This window comes from Halothiobacillus sp., assembly GCF_027346185.1.
Classification (GTDB): Bacteria; Pseudomonadota; Gammaproteobacteria; order Halothiobacillales; family Halothiobacillaceae; genus Halothiobacillus.
Genome location: NZ_DAIESY010000050.1, coordinates 18,915 through 35,567 on the forward strand (window position 1 = coordinate 18,915; position 16,653 = coordinate 35,567).

General features: G+C 55.1%; 15 protein-coding genes and 1 tRNA gene. 5 read left to right on the plus strand and 11 right to left on the minus strand.

What is annotated here, in order from left to right; all coding sequences use genetic code 11:
- The first annotated feature begins 91 nt into the window (after window positions 1-91).
- On the plus strand, window positions 92-325 hold the full coding sequence (locus M7R55_RS03715; protein ID WP_298218624.1) for a hypothetical protein: 234 nt from the start codon (window positions 92-94) through the stop codon (window positions 323-325).
- Between the two features lie 22 nt (window positions 326-347).
- Here the strand turns inward: M7R55_RS03715 and M7R55_RS03720 are convergent, their stop codons facing one another.
- The 5 genes from M7R55_RS03720 to M7R55_RS03740 form a co-directional block, all read right to left on the minus strand.
- The gene (locus M7R55_RS03720; RefSeq protein ID WP_298218626.1) at window positions 348-620 is read right to left on the minus strand and encodes a glutaredoxin family protein; all 273 of its coding nucleotides are present in this window, start codon (window positions 618-620) and stop codon (window positions 348-350) included.
- On the minus strand, window positions 617-823 hold the full coding sequence (locus M7R55_RS03725) for a cation transporter (protein ID WP_298218628.1): 207 nt from the start codon (window positions 821-823) through the stop codon (window positions 617-619). The genes M7R55_RS03720 and M7R55_RS03725 overlap by 4 nt, the downstream gene beginning before the upstream one ends.
- Before the next feature lie 30 nt (window positions 824-853).
- On the minus strand, window positions 854-1,249 hold the full coding sequence (locus M7R55_RS03730; protein WP_298218629.1) for a DUF302 domain-containing protein: 396 nt from the start codon (window positions 1,247-1,249) through the stop codon (window positions 854-856).
- A gap of 11 nt (window positions 1,250-1,260) precedes the next feature.
- Entirely contained in the window at window positions 1,261-3,771 is a 2,511-nt protein-coding gene (locus M7R55_RS03735; RefSeq protein WP_298218631.1) for a heavy metal translocating P-type ATPase, read from the minus strand.
- 325 nt (window positions 3,772-4,096) lie between these two features.
- The gene (locus M7R55_RS03740; RefSeq protein ID WP_298218633.1) at window positions 4,097-4,999 is read right to left on the minus strand and encodes a LysR family transcriptional regulator; all 903 of its coding nucleotides are present in this window, start codon (window positions 4,997-4,999) and stop codon (window positions 4,097-4,099) included.
- A 162-nt stretch (window positions 5,000-5,161) separates the two neighbouring features.
- Between M7R55_RS03740 and M7R55_RS03745 the strand changes: the two genes are divergently transcribed.
- The 3 genes from M7R55_RS03745 (at window position 5,162) to M7R55_RS03755 (ending at window position 9,847) form a co-directional block, all read left to right on the plus strand.
- Entirely contained in the window at window positions 5,162-6,541 is a 1,380-nt protein-coding gene (locus M7R55_RS03745; protein WP_298218635.1) for a ribulose-bisphosphate carboxylase, read from the plus strand.
- Between the two features lie 213 nt (window positions 6,542-6,754).
- Complete coding sequence (locus M7R55_RS03750) at window positions 6,755-7,558, plus strand: CbbQ/NirQ/NorQ/GpvN family protein (RefSeq protein ID WP_298218637.1); 804 nt, start codon at window positions 6,755-6,757, stop codon at window positions 7,556-7,558.
- 18 nt (window positions 7,559-7,576) lie between these two features.
- Window positions 7,577-9,847, plus strand: a complete 2,271-nt coding sequence (locus M7R55_RS03755) for a VWA domain-containing protein (protein WP_298218639.1) — start codon at window positions 7,577-7,579, stop codon at window positions 9,845-9,847.
- Window positions 9,848-9,883: 36 nt separating this feature from the next.
- On the opposite strand, the gene M7R55_RS03760 is transcribed toward M7R55_RS03755, so the two are convergent.
- The 6 genes from M7R55_RS03760 to M7R55_RS03785 form a co-directional block, all read right to left on the minus strand.
- Window positions 9,884-10,786: a LysR family transcriptional regulator gene (locus M7R55_RS03760; protein WP_298218641.1), complete on the minus strand. Its 903-nt coding sequence runs from the start codon at window positions 10,784-10,786 to the stop codon at window positions 9,884-9,886.
- A 215-nt stretch (window positions 10,787-11,001) separates the two neighbouring features.
- A tRNA-Met gene (locus M7R55_RS03765) sits at window positions 11,002-11,078 on the minus strand.
- A 184-nt stretch (window positions 11,079-11,262) separates the two neighbouring features.
- Window positions 11,263-12,246 (minus strand): UDP-glucose 4-epimerase GalE, encoded by a 984-nt coding sequence (gene galE, locus M7R55_RS03770; RefSeq protein WP_298218643.1) that lies wholly within the window; start codon window positions 12,244-12,246, stop codon window positions 11,263-11,265.
- On the minus strand, window positions 12,246-14,507 hold the full coding sequence (locus tag M7R55_RS03775) for an arginine/lysine/ornithine decarboxylase (protein ID WP_298218645.1): 2,262 nt from the start codon (window positions 14,505-14,507) through the stop codon (window positions 12,246-12,248). The genes galE and M7R55_RS03775 overlap by 1 nt, the downstream gene beginning before the upstream one ends.
- 132 nt (window positions 14,508-14,639) lie before the next feature.
- The gene (greB, locus tag M7R55_RS03780) at window positions 14,640-15,167 is read right to left on the minus strand and encodes a transcription elongation factor GreB (protein ID WP_298218647.1); all 528 of its coding nucleotides are present in this window, start codon (window positions 15,165-15,167) and stop codon (window positions 14,640-14,642) included.
- Window positions 15,168-15,195: 28 nt separating this feature from the next.
- Window positions 15,196-16,359 (minus strand): DHHA1 domain-containing protein, encoded by a 1,164-nt coding sequence (locus M7R55_RS03785; protein WP_298218649.1) that lies wholly within the window; start codon window positions 16,357-16,359, stop codon window positions 15,196-15,198.
- Window positions 16,360-16,464: 105 nt separating this feature from the next.
- Between M7R55_RS03785 and M7R55_RS03790 the strand changes: the two genes are divergently transcribed.
- Window positions 16,465-16,653 (plus strand): hypothetical protein (locus tag M7R55_RS03790; RefSeq protein ID WP_298218651.1); only part of this gene is annotated, 189 nt, incomplete at its 3' end.

Sequence of the window (16,653 nt, forward strand, 5' to 3'; positions counted from 1 at the left end):
CTGAATAGACTTCTTTAGAGCATAAGTAGAACCAATGTGTTGCGGAACTGCAGTCAAATGAATCTTAGGTATAACAGAGAGGACGAGCGGCATGAGCAAGCGTGACGAAGATGGGATTACGTCGCTGGTGGCGTGCTTGAACGCCAACCTAGTAGCCTGTAGGACTATTAGAAACAATAGCAAAACGAGCTGGGCTAGGGCAGATTTTGCCGCTTTTGCAGGGAAATATTTGGCCCCATTGACCAAAAAAGAATTGAAACATGAGCTTCCATATGGATTTGCAGCCGATTTACCTAAAGTCCGACAGACTCTCCAACATTTCTGAATCGCCACGAGTGTACCGTTTATTACGTTCCTGTTTTCCCGAACAGGGCATCAAGCTTCGGCTTCTGTTCAGCGAAGGTCCCCCATATTGCATTGCCTGCAATAACGGTAACCGGTGCGACACGCACGCCGTAACGGGATTTGGCCTCATCGGCCACACCGGGGTTAGCCACGCTGCGCTCTTCGAAATCAATCCGATGTTCATTGAGGTAGTTGCGTACGGCAGCACAATCAGGACAACCGGGACTGGTGTAAAGCAATACCGAAGTGCTCGTGGTCTGAGGTGCTGCACTCAAGACTGAACCTCCGCTGTATAGCCTTCACTGGTCACCGCAGAGATGAGTTCGGCCGGGTCCATCTCACCATGAACAACTGCGGAACCCGGTTGCAGAGTTACTTCAACATCGGTTACACCCGGCACATCCTTAAGCGCCTTGTTGACGGCGCGAACGCAGTGTTCGCAGGTCATACCGGTAATTTTTAACTTGATTTCACTCATTGTTGATCCCCCTGATTCAAAGTGCTTTCATCAACCGCGTACAGCCTCGGCGACGCGCATGAGTTTTTCACGCACCTCGTGACCGATCTTGTCCACGCCGGGGTGGTTGACCATCCCCAGAACGGATACCGGGTCCATGAATACGACGCTCACCGTGTCATCCGGTTCGGTGCGCACGACAACATTGCAGGGTAAAAGAGCGCCGATATCCGGTTCGGCTTCCAGTGCCTGATGGGCGAAGTTCGGGTTGCAGGCACCCAGAATAATGTATGGCTTTCGTTCGAGCCCTAATTTTGCCTTGAGTGTGGCGGCCACATCGATCGTGGTCAGCACACCAAAGCCTTCCTGCTTCAATGCCTCGGTAACCATGGGTACGGTTGATTCATAATCTTTCGGGCTGGTGACGGAGAAAACATAAGAACTCATGGGAAATACCTCTAGGTTTTGGGGTGAGACGGGATATTGGTTGATTGAGTGATTGGATCTGGTTGGAATGCTTTGAGCCTTTTAAGACGAAGACTATTCCCCAGCACGAACACCGAGGATAAGCCCATTGCCACCCCGGCCACCATCGGATTGAGATGAATGCCGATCGAAACGGCAACGCCCGCCGCAATCGGTATCAAAAGAATGTTGTAAAAGAAGGCCCAGAACAGATTGCCGCGAATATTGGAGAGGGTGTGTCGCGCGACTGTTATTGCTGTAACTACCTCGCGCAATTGGCCACGCGTCAGCGTGACATCGGCTGCCTCGATGGCGATATCTGTCCCCGAAGCCAGCGCGATGCCGACATCGGCTTGAGCCAATGCAGGCGCATCATTGATACCGTCGCCAACAAATGCAACGCGACGTCCCTTGGATTGAAGTTCGCTAACCACCCTGGCCTTATCCTGTGGGCGAATTTCCGCGTGTACTTCATCAATACCCAGCATGGCGGCAACCGTTTTAGCGGTCCGCTTCGCGTCTCCGGTGACCATCGCGATATTGATACCCCGTTGGCGCAAGGCATCAACCACGCTTTTTGCATCGGGTTTGATTCGATCAGCAATCGCCAGCCAGCCGAGAAACGTGCTGTCTGCAGAGACAAATACGGTCGTTTGGCCTGCCTCTTCAAATTGAGCGGCTTCTGTGGAATTCGAGCCGAGATCCACGCCCTCACGTTCAAGAAAATGGCGGGAACCGACACGCACTTTGCGTCCGTCGATCATGCCTTCGATGCCATCCCCGACGATAGAGCGGAAGTCCTCGGCAGCAGGCAATACGACACTTCGCTGTTCTGCAGCAGTCACGATAGCACGCCCAAGAGGATGTTCGGATGCTCCTTCAAGAGCCGCCGCCAAGCGTAGGGCTTCATCGGGCGACGGGCCGCCGCTATCCGATACAGTCGGGCGGCCTTCCGTCAATGTTCCTGTTTTATCGAACAGTACCGTATCCACACGGGAAAGGGTTTCCAATGCTTCGCCTTTGCGAAAAAGCACACCCAACTCTGCTGCACGACCTGTGCCCACCATAATGGCGGCGGGCGTTGCCAAGCCCATGGCGCAGGGACAGGCGACCACCAGCACGGCAACAGCGGCGACAAGCGCCACACTGACATTGCCGGTCAATACAATCCAGGTAATGAAGGTAATCAGCGCAATGGCCAGCACAACAGGCGTGAACACGCGAACAACGCGATCGGCCAGACCCTGTATCGGCAACTTGCCCGTTTGCGCACTTTCTACCAGCTTGATGATTTGAGCCAGAACGGTATCTCGACCAACCGAAGTCGCCTCAATCAGCAAGCGCCCGTCCTGATCGACCGTACCGCCGACGACCTCGTCACCCTGTCCCTTGGCAACAGGTAATGGCTCGCCCGTCAGCATCGATTGATCGATGTGGGCACGTCCCTCGATCACGCGCCCATCCGTCGGAATACGCTCGCCGGGACGCACGACAAATCGATCACCTTTGTGCAGTTGTGCCAATGGCGCATCTCGCTCTGCACCGGATTCATCAAGGATATGCGCTGTTTTCGCCTGTAAATCAATCAGTTTGCGTATCGCGGCGGAGGTTCTGCCCTTGGCGAGCGCTTCCAGATATTTGCCCGCCAATACGGCCGCAATCACTACTGCGGACGAGTCGAAATAGACATGTCTGGCCTCGACCGGAAACAAGAAGGGGAAAACCAGCACCAACACACTATAAGCGTAAGCCGCTCCCGTGCCGGTCGCAACAAGTGAGTTCATATCCGGCGAGAGATGACGATAGGCGATAAAGCCCGGTTTGAAAAAACGTCGCCCCGGGCCGAACAGTACAGCCGAAGCGAGGAGCAGTTGAACCCAGTCCCAAAAATTCGGGAACGGGCTGATTCCAGCCAACACGCGCTCCAGCCCGGGGATGAACATGGCGCCCATGGACAAGAACATGATAACCAAAGAGAGTCCGGCAGCCAGAATCACGTCACGCTTCATGGAGAGGATGTTCTTCTGCTGACGGTTATCATCCGGCTCCACACCATTGGTGTGGCCATCGGCAAAATCATCGACAAGGCTGGCGCCATAACCCGCCTCTGTCACTGCGACGATCAACTCTTCCGGCCCAACCATCGCCGGGATATAGCGAACATGGGCGCGTTCGGTCGCCAGATTCACCACGGCATCCAGCACAGCAGGCAAATGCTTCAGTGCACGCTCAACGCGCCCAACGCAAGAAGCGCAGGTCATCCCTTCAATAGCGAGATCTATCTCGGCGACAACCGGTGTATAGCCGACATCCCTGATGACTTCGACCAAGTCGGCGGGATGCACCTGTTGCGGGTCGAATTGGATCGTTGCCTGTTCAGTGGCGAGATTCACACTGGCGGCAGCCACTCCTGGAAGTTTGGCTAGACCACGCTCCACTCGCGAGCTGCACGAGGCGCAAGTCATGCCATCTACACCGATATCCAGTTCACTGAATTTGGTCACAGTAACCGACGCTCACAAGTTAGTACGTAGTTCATAGTTAAAAAGTTCTCTATAGCCAATGGAGAATCCGGTCGTTACGCTAAAAATGCACCTGAGCTCAAGAAACTCCCCTGAATCAAGTTCAATTCCCTTACAACGCACATGCTACAGGGAACGACTCCTTGGATTGTTATACTACACATTAGTTTATCAAACCGAATACTGAAAACACGGCGACCATGATTATCCTCGCACCATGCCGCTTAGACACGTGAGATCAGCAAATCCCAGCTCAAAACGAGGTGCATTACGTCAGGTTCTTCCAGAAAATTCGCCTGAAGTAAATTCAGTGCACGAGGGTCGCCGATTCAGCCAACAGGTAGGTCTTGAAAGCCGATGCCACGGGTGAGAGGAGTTTGTCGCTGCGGTGGACGATGAACCAATGACGCATGATCGGGAATCCTTCGACAGAAAGGACGGCCAGCCGCTTGAGCATCAACTCCATTTCCAATGTCTGCTCCGAGATGATCCCCAGACCCAACCCCGCCTGAACGGCCATCTTGATCGCCTCGTTACTGTTCATTTGCATGCTTTTGTGGATTTTCAACTCCCTGGCTGAAAAGAAACGCTCCATGGCGCCCTGCGTACCCGAACCGTCCTCGCGCACGAGAAAGGATTCATTCGCGAGCTCAGCAATGGGTATATCGGATCGGCCGACCCAGGGGTGATCAACCGGCGCGATGACAACCAGCGGGTTATCCATGAACTGTGTCGCTTCAAGCCCGAGGCCATCGGGCACCTGACCCATGATGGCAAGATCGATCCGGTTTGTAGCCAGCAACCCCAGCACCTCTGCGCGGTTGGATACCTCAAGGTGAATAGACACCTTGGGGTAACGCCCACGAAACCCTGCCAAAATACCCGTGGCTACCGCGTTCACCGTGGAGGTTACCGCCACATTCAACTGTCCTTCTTCTGCGCCTTTGAGCCGCGCAAGCGCATTGCCCAGATCACTCAACTGAGCGGATATGTTAATGGCCGCGTGTTGAACATTTCGCCCCGCTTCGGTCAGAAATATCTTTTTACCGACCTGCTCGGTGAGTGGCAGTCCCACAAAGGATTCGATCTGGCGTACCTGCATGGAAACACCGGGCTGACTCAAATGAAGCTCTTCCGCCGCCTTGGAGAAAGACAGATGCCGGGCCACGGCCTCAAAGACCACCAATTGACGCAAGGTAAGTCGGCGCATTGTATAAGTCGAGCCTTATGCTTTATCTAAATATAATTGATTATTAATTATATCAGTCGGGTTTTAAAGTGCTTCGGCGTGTTCAGGGCCTCAATCCTGATTTTTTGGGCACCTCGAAAGGTTTTTCGAGGTGCCCTTTTCATAAAACAGAGGAGTTACATCATGGATCAATCTGCTCGTTACGCCGACCTCAGTCTGAAAGAAGAAGACCTGATTGCCGGTGGCAAGCACATTCTTGTTGCCTACAAAATGAAGCCGAAAGCTGGCCACGGTTACCTCGAAGCCGCTGCTCACTTCGCGGCAGAATCGTCAACCGGTACCAACGTGGAAGTTTCAACCACAGACGACTTCACCAAAGGTGTTGACGCGCTGGTTTATCACATCGATGAAGCCACCGAAGACATGCGCATTGCGTATCCGATCGAACTGTTCGACCGCAATGTGACTGACGGTCGCTTCATGATCGCGTCTTTCCTGACTCTGGTTATCGGTAACAACCAAGGCATGGGCGACATTGAATACGGTCAAATGATCGACTTCTACGTGCCAGAGCGTTGCATCCAGATGTTCGACGGCCCGGCGAAAGACATCTCCGATTTGTGGCGCATCCTTGGCCGTCCGATCAAAAATGGTGGTTACATTGCCGGCACCATTATCAAGCCTAAACTGGGTCTGCGGCCTGAGCCATTTGCCGCTGCGGCCTACCAGTTCTGGCTGGGTGGCGACTTCATCAAGAACGATGAGCCACAAGGCAACCAGGTGTTCTGCCCGTTGAAGAAAGTGCTGCCGCTCGTGTACGACTCAATGAAGCGCGCCCAGGACGAAACCGGTCAAGCCAAGCTGTTCTCCATGAACATCACCGCCGACGACCATTATGAAATGCTTGCCCGTGCCGATTTCGCACTGGAAGTATTCGGCCCCGATGCCGACAAACTGGCCTTCCTCGTCGACGGCTTCGTTGGCGGCCCCGGCATGATCACAACGGCCCGTCGTCAATACCCAAGCCAGTACCTGCATTACCATCGTGCCGGTCACGGCATGATTACTTCGCCATCCGCCAAGCGTGGTTACACCGCCTTCGTTCTGGCGAAAATCTCCCGTCTGCAAGGTGCTTCCGGTATCCACGTGGGCACCATGGGCTACGGCAAGATGGAAGGCGAAGGCGACGACCGCAACATCGCGTACATGATCGAACGGGATGAAGCGCAAGGTCCGGTGTATTTCCAGAAGTGGTACGGCATGAAGCCCACCACACCGATCATCTCCGGCGGCATGAACGCGCTGCGTCTGCCCGGCTTCTTCGAGAACCTGGGCCACGGCAACGTCATCAACACCGCAGGTGGTGGTTCTTACGGCCATATCGACAGCCCGGCGGCTGGCGCGATCTCTCTGCGTCAATCCTACGAGTGCTGGAAAGCCGGTGCCGATCCGATCGAGTTCGCCAAAGAGCACAAGGAATTTGCGCGTGCTTTCGAATCCTTCCCGAAAGATGCCGACAAGCTCTATCCGGGCTGGCGCGAAAAACTGGGCGTTCACAAGTAATCGACGCCCAGACTAATGCAATTCATCACTAATTGCGCACACCCTCGGCACGCCGGGGGTGTTTTACGCCTGACTTATGGCCATCTGGGCCATGTACATACCAAGATGTGTGCATCACCCAGCTTGCTTAATCAATCTCACCACCCTTGACCGTCCGCTCAGGACAACCATGTAGGGTTAATCATCCGAGCCAAATTGATAAGGAACCATGCCATGACCGATAAAGATCAATACAAAATTCAGGCTGAACCCTTTTATCAGCAGCAGAATAACGAAGTCGCCCTTTATGAGGCTGCCTATCGAAATCGTCTGCCCGTCATGGTCAAGGGGCCTACAGGGTGTGGCAAATCCCGTTTTATCGAGTACATGGCCTGGAAGCTCGGCAAGCCGCTCATCACCGTGGCGTGCAATGAGGATATGACAGCATCCGACCTCGTGGGCCGCTACCTGCTTGACGAAGGCGGCACGCGCTGGCTGGATGGCCCGTTGACTACCGCCGCTCGTATCGGCGCCATCTGCTATCTCGACGAAATCGTTGAAGCGCGGCAGGACACCACCGTGGTGATTCATCCGCTGACCGATCACCGCCGCACCCTGCCGCTGGACAAGAAGGGCGAACTGATCCACGCGCATCCCGATTTCCAGTTGGTGATTTCCTATAATCCCGGCTATCAGACCTTGATGAAGGATTTGAAGCAATCCACCAAGCAGCGTTTTACCGCCTTCGATTTCGATTACCCGGATGCCGCATTGGAAACCGAGATTGTGGCCAAGGAAACCGGTTTGGCGTCCGATACGGTCGCCAAATTGGTCAAAATCGGCAACGTGGCGCGCAATCTGAAAGGTCATGGATTGGACGAAGGTATTTCAACCCGTCTGCTTGTCTATGCAGCTACCCTGATCAAGGACAACGTGTCACCGGTCGATGCCTGCCGCATGGCGCTGGTTCGCCCGATCACCGATGACGCCGACATCCGCGAAACGCTGGATCACGCGATCGACGCGACGTTTGGCTGAACATAATCGGCGGCTGCGATGAATAACACGCTTTCCCGGGATCAGCAGCTTGATCTTTATTGGACCAAGCTCGACACCCGCTTTCCCCAGGCGCAAGCCGTCTTCGAAGACTGCATGACCGAGGCGCTCGCCTCTCTCAGTAGCGAAGGGGTTGACGCCTATCTTGAAGCCGCCCGCGTGATAGGCAAACTTGGCCGTGGGGTGGAGCCCATGCTGGCGTTCATGGAGGAATGGCCCGCAACCGCTTTAGCGGTGGGTGAATCGGCACTCACGGCGGTTATGGACACCATCCGTGTCATGCAAAAATCACCCAACGGCCGGGCCATCGATCCGTTTATTCGCACACTGGCACCCGTTGCGCGACGGTTGCAATCGGCAGAGCTGCTCCAGGAATATCTGGATATCACGCAGGATCTGATGACGCGAACCACCGGCTCGATCCACGGCCACCACACGACATTCCCAAGCCCCGGCTTACCTGATTTTCTGGCCCAGGCACCGAATCTGCTCGGCCAACTCACGCTCTCGGGCATGAAAAACTGGGTGGACTATGGCATCCGCAATTACAACAACCATCCCGAACGCCAGAAGGATTACTTCAGCCTGCAATCGGCAGACAGCCGCGCCGTGCTGCAACGCGAACGGCAAGGCACGCTCCTAGTCGATAACGAGCGAAATCTTGATTTGTATCTGCGCGGCTTGTGGCAGGACAGCGAGCATCTGGTGCCCTACTCCACCGCATTTGATCAAATCCGCAAGCCCATTCCCTATTACGACAAACTCGGCATTCGACTGCCGGATGTGTGCGAGGATCAAAATGGCATCCGCGGCATCGATCGCTACCGTGCCATTCTGGCGCATATCGTTGGGCACCGCCGCTGGTCCGAAGCGCAAATCGCTGATAACTGGAGCCCTTTCCAGCGCATGGCGGTCGAGTTCTTCGAAGATTGCCGCATCGACACGCTACTGATTCGCGAATATCCCGGTATGCGGAAACTCTTCCTCGCGCTGCATCCCAAACCACAAGAGAATGCCTGCGACCCGGAAACCACCTCCTGCCTGCGCCACCGGCTCGCCATGCTCTCACGGGCCTTGCTCGCACCGGATCACGGTTACACGGATGCCGATCTCAATGAGTTCGTCGCGCGTTTCCATGCACTGATGGAACAGCCTGCAACCTCGACCAATGAGGTTGCGCACTTGGCGCTGAGCTATGTCGCCAGAACCCGTCGTCAGAGTGATCAGTTCGCCAAGGTACATTTCGACAATACCGTTGTCGAATACCGTGACGACAATCGCCAACTGTGGAAATTCATCGAAGCGGGTGATGAGGAAGAAGCCTTCGATGAACAGCGCAAAATCGAACCGCAGGAAATACAGGGTCTGCCGCCACGTCATTATCCCGAGTGGGATTACGTGAGTCAGAGCTACCGACCGGACTGGGTAAGCGTGTATGAATCGTTGCATTCCAGTGGCAATGCCGCCGATATTGACCGCCTGCTGCAAAAACATGCGGCACTCGCGAAACAGCTCAAGAAAATGCTCGATGCGCTCAAGCCGCAGGACAAGGTGCGTATCCGTTATCAGGAAGAAGGCAGTGAGCTTGATCTGGACGTCGCCATCCGCTCTCTGATCGATTACAAGAGCGGCGCAAATCCAGACCCGCGCATCAATATGAGCCATCGCACAAACGGCCGCAGTATCGCCGTCATGCTGTTGCTCGATCTCTCGGAATCGCTCAACGAAAAGGCGGCGGGCAGTGAACAAACCATCCTTGAACTCAGCCAGGAAGCCGTATCGCTGCTGGCCTGGGCCATCGACAAACTCGGCGACCCCTTCGCCATTGCCGGTTTTCATTCCAATACCCGCCACGAAGTACGGTATCAGCACATCAAAGGCTACAGCGAACGCTGGGACGATGAAGTCAAAGCCCGTCTGGCGAAAATGGAGGCCGGTTACTCAACCCGTATGGGCGCGGCCATGCGCCACGCCGCCCATTACCTCAGCGCCCAGAAGGCAGACAAGAAACTCATGCTGATCCTGACCGACGGCCAACCTTCGGACGTGGATACTTCTGACGATCGGCTATTGATCGAAGACGCGCGTCAAGCGGTCAAGGAACTCGATCAACAGGGCATTTTCCCCTATTGCATCAGTCTGGATGCCAGCCTCAAAGAGGGCGATAACGATTACGTGCGTGACATATTCGGCCAGCAGTACACCATCATCGACCGTATCGAACGCCTTCCCGAGCGCCTGCCGAAGCTGTTTATGGCGTTGACCAAATAACCGGACACCCCCGCTTCGCCAATAAAGCCCTCCGCATTACACGTTTTCTTGTTCGGGTCGCTCCAGCAGGTAGTCCAGAAAGGCACGCGCGGCCACCGAAAGCTGCCGACCGGCAGGATAGATGGCGCACCATTGCCTTATGATCGGAAAGCCTTGAACGTCCAAGATTGCAAACTGTCCGGGCTGGTTCAACATGAGCGTGTGGCGAGACAGCGCCGAAATACCGAGCCCGGTCAGAATCGCCTGCTTGATCGCCTCGTTGCTGCCCAACTCCAGTCGTGGGCGAATCGTAATTCCCGCTTCGCCAAACGTGCGTTCAATGGCATTACGGGTGCCTGAGCCTTTTTCCCGCATCAGCCACGGCTCTTCGGCCAAGCGCTCAAGGTTGATGTTTTTCTCTTTGGCCAGTGGATGATCCGGCGCGGCCAGCACGATAATGGGATTATTCATGATGGGTGTGGATTCGATTTCCATATCCTCGGGGGGCTGGCCGAGCAAATAGAGATCATCGAGATTATTGGCAATACTCGCCAATACCTGTTCCTTGTTGGTGACGCGTAAACTCACTTCGATACCGGGGTAAAGTTTAGAAAATTCACCCAATAATCGCGGCGCAAAATAGGATGCCGTGGTAATCGCCATCAGACGCAATTGGCCCTTCTTCAAACCCTGCCTCTCGGCTACCGACATGGTAAACCGGTCCATGATGCCAAATACCTCACGGGTTGCCTGAGCAAGCTCTTTTCCGTCCTCTGTCAGGTAGATCTTCTTCCCTACCTGTTCGATCAGAGGAACACCAACCATCTCCGATAACTTCTTCATCTGCATGGACACTGTTGGCTGTGTCAGAAAAAGCTCTTCGGAGGCGCGGGTAAAACTACCGAGCCGGGCGATGGCCTCGAAAATCTCAAGCTGCCTGAAGGTCGTGTAATGACGCATATCTGCTCCTGGTGATCCAAACGACTTTTCCCTGGCGGCTTGGGTTAATGACCGGCCTTCTGAATTATGAACGATTTGCCTGTTATAAGGCAGAGACTGTCAGCAAGAGCGACCCCAACCGAGTGGTTCGCAGCGCGTGGCCGCAAAGGGCGGGCGCAAAAAAAGCCCTCGATGATAATTACCTAATAAAGGGTTATCAATCAAGGGCTTAAATTTGGTTGCGGGAGTAGGATTTGAACCTACGACCTTCGGGTTATGAGCCCGACGAGCTACCGAGCTGCTCCATCCCGCGTCAGTAGGAGGCATATATTATAGACTTATGAACTGTTGTCAAGGATTGATTTCGATATCCGTCAACACAGGCAGATCATCGATCGGCTCCAGACATCCACGGCATGAGGTCACTTGAAGCTGTTTGTCCTCCAGACTACCATTCCAGATTATCTTTGGGGGGGTGGCGCAAGAAGAACCTGGGTTTAGCCGGATAATCCGCCAGCCTGCTCCCAATTCCAGGCGTGCGCGATCATGTCGGCCAGATCGGAGTAATCTGGTTTCCAACTAAGCTGTTGTTTCGCCAGAGTAGCATCCGCAACCAAACGAGCGGGGTCGCCTGCCCGGCGATCCTTGATGAGAACGGGGATTTCCTTACCAGTCACTTTACGCGCCGTTTCAATGACATCAAGCACAGAATAGCCGTCCCCATTGCCGAGGTTGAATTGCTTGCTTTGCTGATGCTCTTGCAGCCATTCCAATGCCAGCAGATGAGCCGAACAGAGGTCCTGCACGTGGATATAGTCGCGCAGACAACTGCCATCGGGTGTGTCGTAATCCGTACCGAATACATGGATATGCGACCGGCGGCCAGAAGCAGCCTGTAACACCAGAGGAATAAGATGCGTCTCGGGATTGTGGCGCTCGCCCAACTCACCTTCCGGATCGGCACCGGCGGCGTTGAAGTAGCGCAGGCACACCGATTTGAGGCCATAGGCGGCATCATAATCAGCCAGCAGATGCTCGACCATCAACTTGCTGCGGCCGTAGGGATTGATCGGTTTTTGCGGGTGAAGTTCGTCAATCCGATCTGATCGGGGTTCACCGAAGGTTGCCGCCGTGGACGAAAAAACAAAATGCCTTACCTGATGGCGCACCATCGCATCCAGAAGATTGAGCGTATTGGCGACGTTGTTGCGGTAGTACTTGCCGGGATCATCAACCGATTCGCCGACCAGGCTGAAAGCGGCAAAGTGCATAACGGCGTCGAATCGATGGGAATGAAACAGCCGGTCCAGTAGTGCCGTGTCGGCCATATCGCCAACGATCAATTCGCCGTAGCGCACGGCATCGGCATGACCGGTGGAAAGATTATCGAGCACCACGACACGGTAGCCCGCACGCGCGAGAAACTTGACCATGTGTGAGCCGATATAGCCCGCGCCACCGACCACGAGTATCGACTGCATCAATCGTCCCTGACGCAATCGACAAAGTAGGATTTGACGTGATCGGCTTCGTCGGCGACCAGACCGTGGACATCGGTTTCGAACCCCGGCAACTGCTTGTTGAACTCACGCGCGAATTTCAGGTAGTCAACAATGGTCTTGTTGAAACGCTCGCCCGGAATCAGCAAAGGAATACCGGGCGGATATGGCGTCACCAGCGAGGCGGTAATGCGGCCTTCGAGTTCATCGATTGGTACGCGGTCGATTTGCTTGCGCGCCATCTTCGCCCAGGCATCCGCTGGCCGCATGGCCGGTTCCATATTCGATAGATACATCTCGGTCGTCAGACGCGCCACATCGTTCTTTTTGTACAGGTTGTGCAGTTGCTGGCACAGATCACGCAAACCAATGCGCTCATAACGGGGATATTTGGCGACGAAATCCGGCAGAATCCGCCACAGTGGCTGGTTCTTGGTGTATTCGTCCTTGAATTGTTGCAGCGCCGTCAGCAGCGTGTTCCAACGACCTTTTGTAATGCCGATCGTAAACATGATGAAAAAACTGTACAGGCCGGTTTTTTCGACTACGACGCCGTGTTCAGCCAGATACTTGGTGACCACCGAAGCCGGAATCCCCGTTTCGTCAAAATCCCCATTCAAATTCAGGCCGGGCGTAATCAGCGTCGCCTTGATCGGATCAAGCATGTTGAAGCGATCGGTCATCCGCTCGAAACCGTGCCACTCATCATCGGCACAGATCATCCAATCGTCCTGCGAACCGACACCCTCTTCTGCAAGAACGTCCGGTCCCCAGACCTTGAACCACCAATCTTCCCCATATTCGGCATCCACCTTGCGCATGGCTCGGCGGAAATCGAGCGCTTCGAGAATCGATTCTTCGACCAGTGCGGTGCCACCCGGCGGTTCCATCATGGCCGCGGCCACATCGCAGGAGGCAATGATCGCGTACTGTGGCGAAGTGGACGAATGCATCAGATAAGCTTCGTTAAACACGTCGCGGTCGAACAAATGCTGCTTGCTGTCCTGAACCAGGATCTGGGACGCCTGCGACAACCCCGCCAGCATCTTGTGCGTGGACTGAGTCGAAAAAATCACCGACTCCTTGCAACGGGGACGATCAGCGCCGATGGCGTGGTAGTCACCATAAAAGTCGTGGAAGGCGGCATGGGGCAACCATGCTTCGTCGAAATGCAGGTTTTCGACATAGCCATCCAGCTCGTTCTTGATTTCTTCGACGTTGTAGATGATGCCATCGTAAGTCGATTGCGTGATGGTGAGAATTTTCGGCGTCTTATCTTCGGCCAGAGAGGCAAAGGGGTGTGCCTCGATCTTCGCCTTGATGTTCTCGACCGAGAATTCGCTCTGCGGGATCGGGCCGATGATGCCGTAATGATTCCGTGTCGGCATCATGAATACCGGAATGGCGCCGGTCAGGATGATCGAATGCAGAATCGACTTGTGGCAGTTTCGATCGACCACCACGATATCACCCGGCGCCACGTTCGAGTTCCAAACCATCCGGTTGCTGGTCGACGTGCCGTTGGTGACAAAGAACAGGTGATCGGCATTGAAAATGCGTGCGGCATTGCGTTCGGAAGCGGCCACCGGCCCCGTGTGATCGAGCAGTTGCCCGAGTTCATCGACTGCATTGCACACATCGGCACGCAGCAGATTTTCACCGAAGAACTGGTGGAACATCTGCCCCACCGGGCTTTTTAGGAACGCCACGCCGCCTGAGTGCCCCGGGCAATGCCATGAATAGGAGCCATCGGCCGCATAACCGGTCAATGCGCGGAAGAACGGGGGCGAGAGTGAATTCAGATAAGACCGAGCTTCACGAATCACATGGCGCGCCACAAACTCGGGCGTGTCCTCGAACATGTGAATGAAGCCGTGCAGTTCCTTGAGCACCTCGTTGGGCAAATGGCGACTGGTCCGGGTTTCGCCGTAGAGGAAAATCGGGATGTCGGAATTACGGAAACGGATCTCATGGATAAATTTACGCAGTTGAGCGATAACAGGCAGTTCCTGATCCGGTTCGTGATTCAGTGTGCTGAATTCCTCATCATCGATGGAAACGATAAAGGCGGAAACCCGACTCTGCTGCTGCGCAAACGAGGCCAGATCGACGTAACTCGTCACACCGAGCACTTCTTCCCCTTCCGCACGGATGGCGTCGGCCAATGCACGCACACCAAGACCTGAGGCGTTTTCAGAACGAAAATCTTCATCGATGATAACGATGGGGAAACGAAACAGCATGGTGGGATTCCTGTGGCGGACGGACAGTGGAACAGTGCATGGCAGCAGTGGACTAACTGGCAGGCATTCTAACGCAGCAAGGCGTCAATTTTGGGCTTTTTGCATGACGCTTTCTTGAATGATCGAACTATTTCAGGCCCGCACCGGCGAAGGCTCTTCGGCTCGATGCAATTCAACGGGATATTCGATGGCGATGATTTCGGCCTGAACACGGCGCGGCGCGGCTGTCTCCCCCGGCAGATAAAGCACCACCTCGGCATCCAGTGGCTTACCGAGCACGGCCTTGGCCAGGGGGGAATCGATACTGATCAGCTGATTGGCCGGATCGATCTCATCGGGCCCGACGAGGCAAACGGTTTGCTCCCGATCGTCTGCGTAAAGCAGGGTGATGCGGGCACCAAAATAAACCTTGTTCACATCAGTAGGCGGCTGGCGCACCACCTTGATGTCACCCAGCCGTTTTTGCAGATAACGGATGCGCCGATCGATTTCGCGTAACCGACGCTTGCCATAGATGTACTCGGCATTTTCCGAGCGGTCACCCAGAGCTGCGGCTTCGGAAACCGCCTGCACGACCAGGCGACGCTCCACGCGCCACAGGTGATCGAGCTCTGCCTGCAAACGGGCATGACCACGGGCAGAAATGACCGCCGTACTCATCGGTTGCTACCGCTATGGTTGAAGCCCATTATTTCTTCTGGGCGCCTTTTCTTGGCGGCTGGATGGTGATCATGCTGCCCAACTTGGCCGTAGCGACGGGTGGTGCGGGGTTGATCGTCTGCTTGATTGATGAAACGGCATGATCCAGATCGCGCAAGCGGTTATCCCGCAGTTCACCGCCCGCCGCGCCCGGATGGCCGCCACCACGGAAGTATTTTGCCGAAATCGCGCCGGCATCCACGCCGGGATTCGCCCGCAGCGAGAGCTTGCCATTACCCCGAACACCGATCGCCATATCCATTTTGTGGCGTGTCTCCATCATGTCCATGATCACGCCGCGCCACACGTCATGCGGCCAGTTGAAGAAAATCCCGGTGCGCACACCGTCGATATCGAGCATCGGCACCGTGGTCTCATCGAGCACGGACGCGGAAAGAATGTGGAATTTATCGTTGAGCGGCAGTTCGGGATTGTTCAGATCCTGCGCGTCGATGCGGCCGACGAGGAAGTTTTTGCGCACGTCATACAGACCGCGCTCGATCGATTCCAGATTCTCGCCGCGTTCATGCGCCTGAAAAAAGTGCTCGATCACGTGGAAGCGGTAACTGCGCTTGATATCCGCCAGCGGCGGGGCAAGATGGTCATCCTGCATCACCAGTCCGAGTAGATACAAAGACTTGCGGAACAACGGCTCATCTTTCAGCCAGCGGTCACCCATATCGACGAAATCGGCCCGCAACGCATACTGTGCCCGTTGATCTTCGGGCATCAGATCGGCAACCGCCTCAAACGCAAGCTTGGTGGCACAGCGTTCAGTATCGAGGTAGTACCAATCGAATTTGGCTGCGCAATCTGCACCAGTGGCGTGATGGTCGAGCAATTGCAGTGTCGTCGGGACTTTCAGCTTCTTGATGCGCTTGTCGATCTGCTCGGCCTGATCAAGCGTGAGATTGAGGTCGGTGAGCAGCAAAGATGCCGGTTCACCCGCTTCGATGATTTGCTCGACGATTTTATCGACCGCCAGCGGAATATCGCGGTAATCGGCATTAAAGCAGCGCGTCTTGACACCAGCGGCCTTGAGCATGAATTGGGCGCCATAACCGTCGAGGTCGGTATGCGACAAATGGTAGACCCAGCCTTCGGCGTTGGTGTCTGCAGAATTTTGGGGGCGGATTAGTTTGGGCGTGCTCATAAATGCTCGTTCAGATTTCTAGAAATAATTTTTGAGGTGGCAGTGTAACAGCCTGCCTCGCTAGTGTACTGTTTCGCTCTTGGAGGTACTTTCAGAGTCCTCCGAATGCGTCAGGACAAGGCGCCGTGCGCAGGCAATGGCCAAACCCTTGTTAAGCACGGCAACGCCGTCATGGCGCATTCGGAGCACTCCCATCGGGCGAGCCGCTGGCCGATCATCTGCGGCGTTGCGCTCGCTTGCAAGGGGGCGGCCATTGCGGCGCGAGCGCGCCTTGCATCTAATCGGCCAGCGACT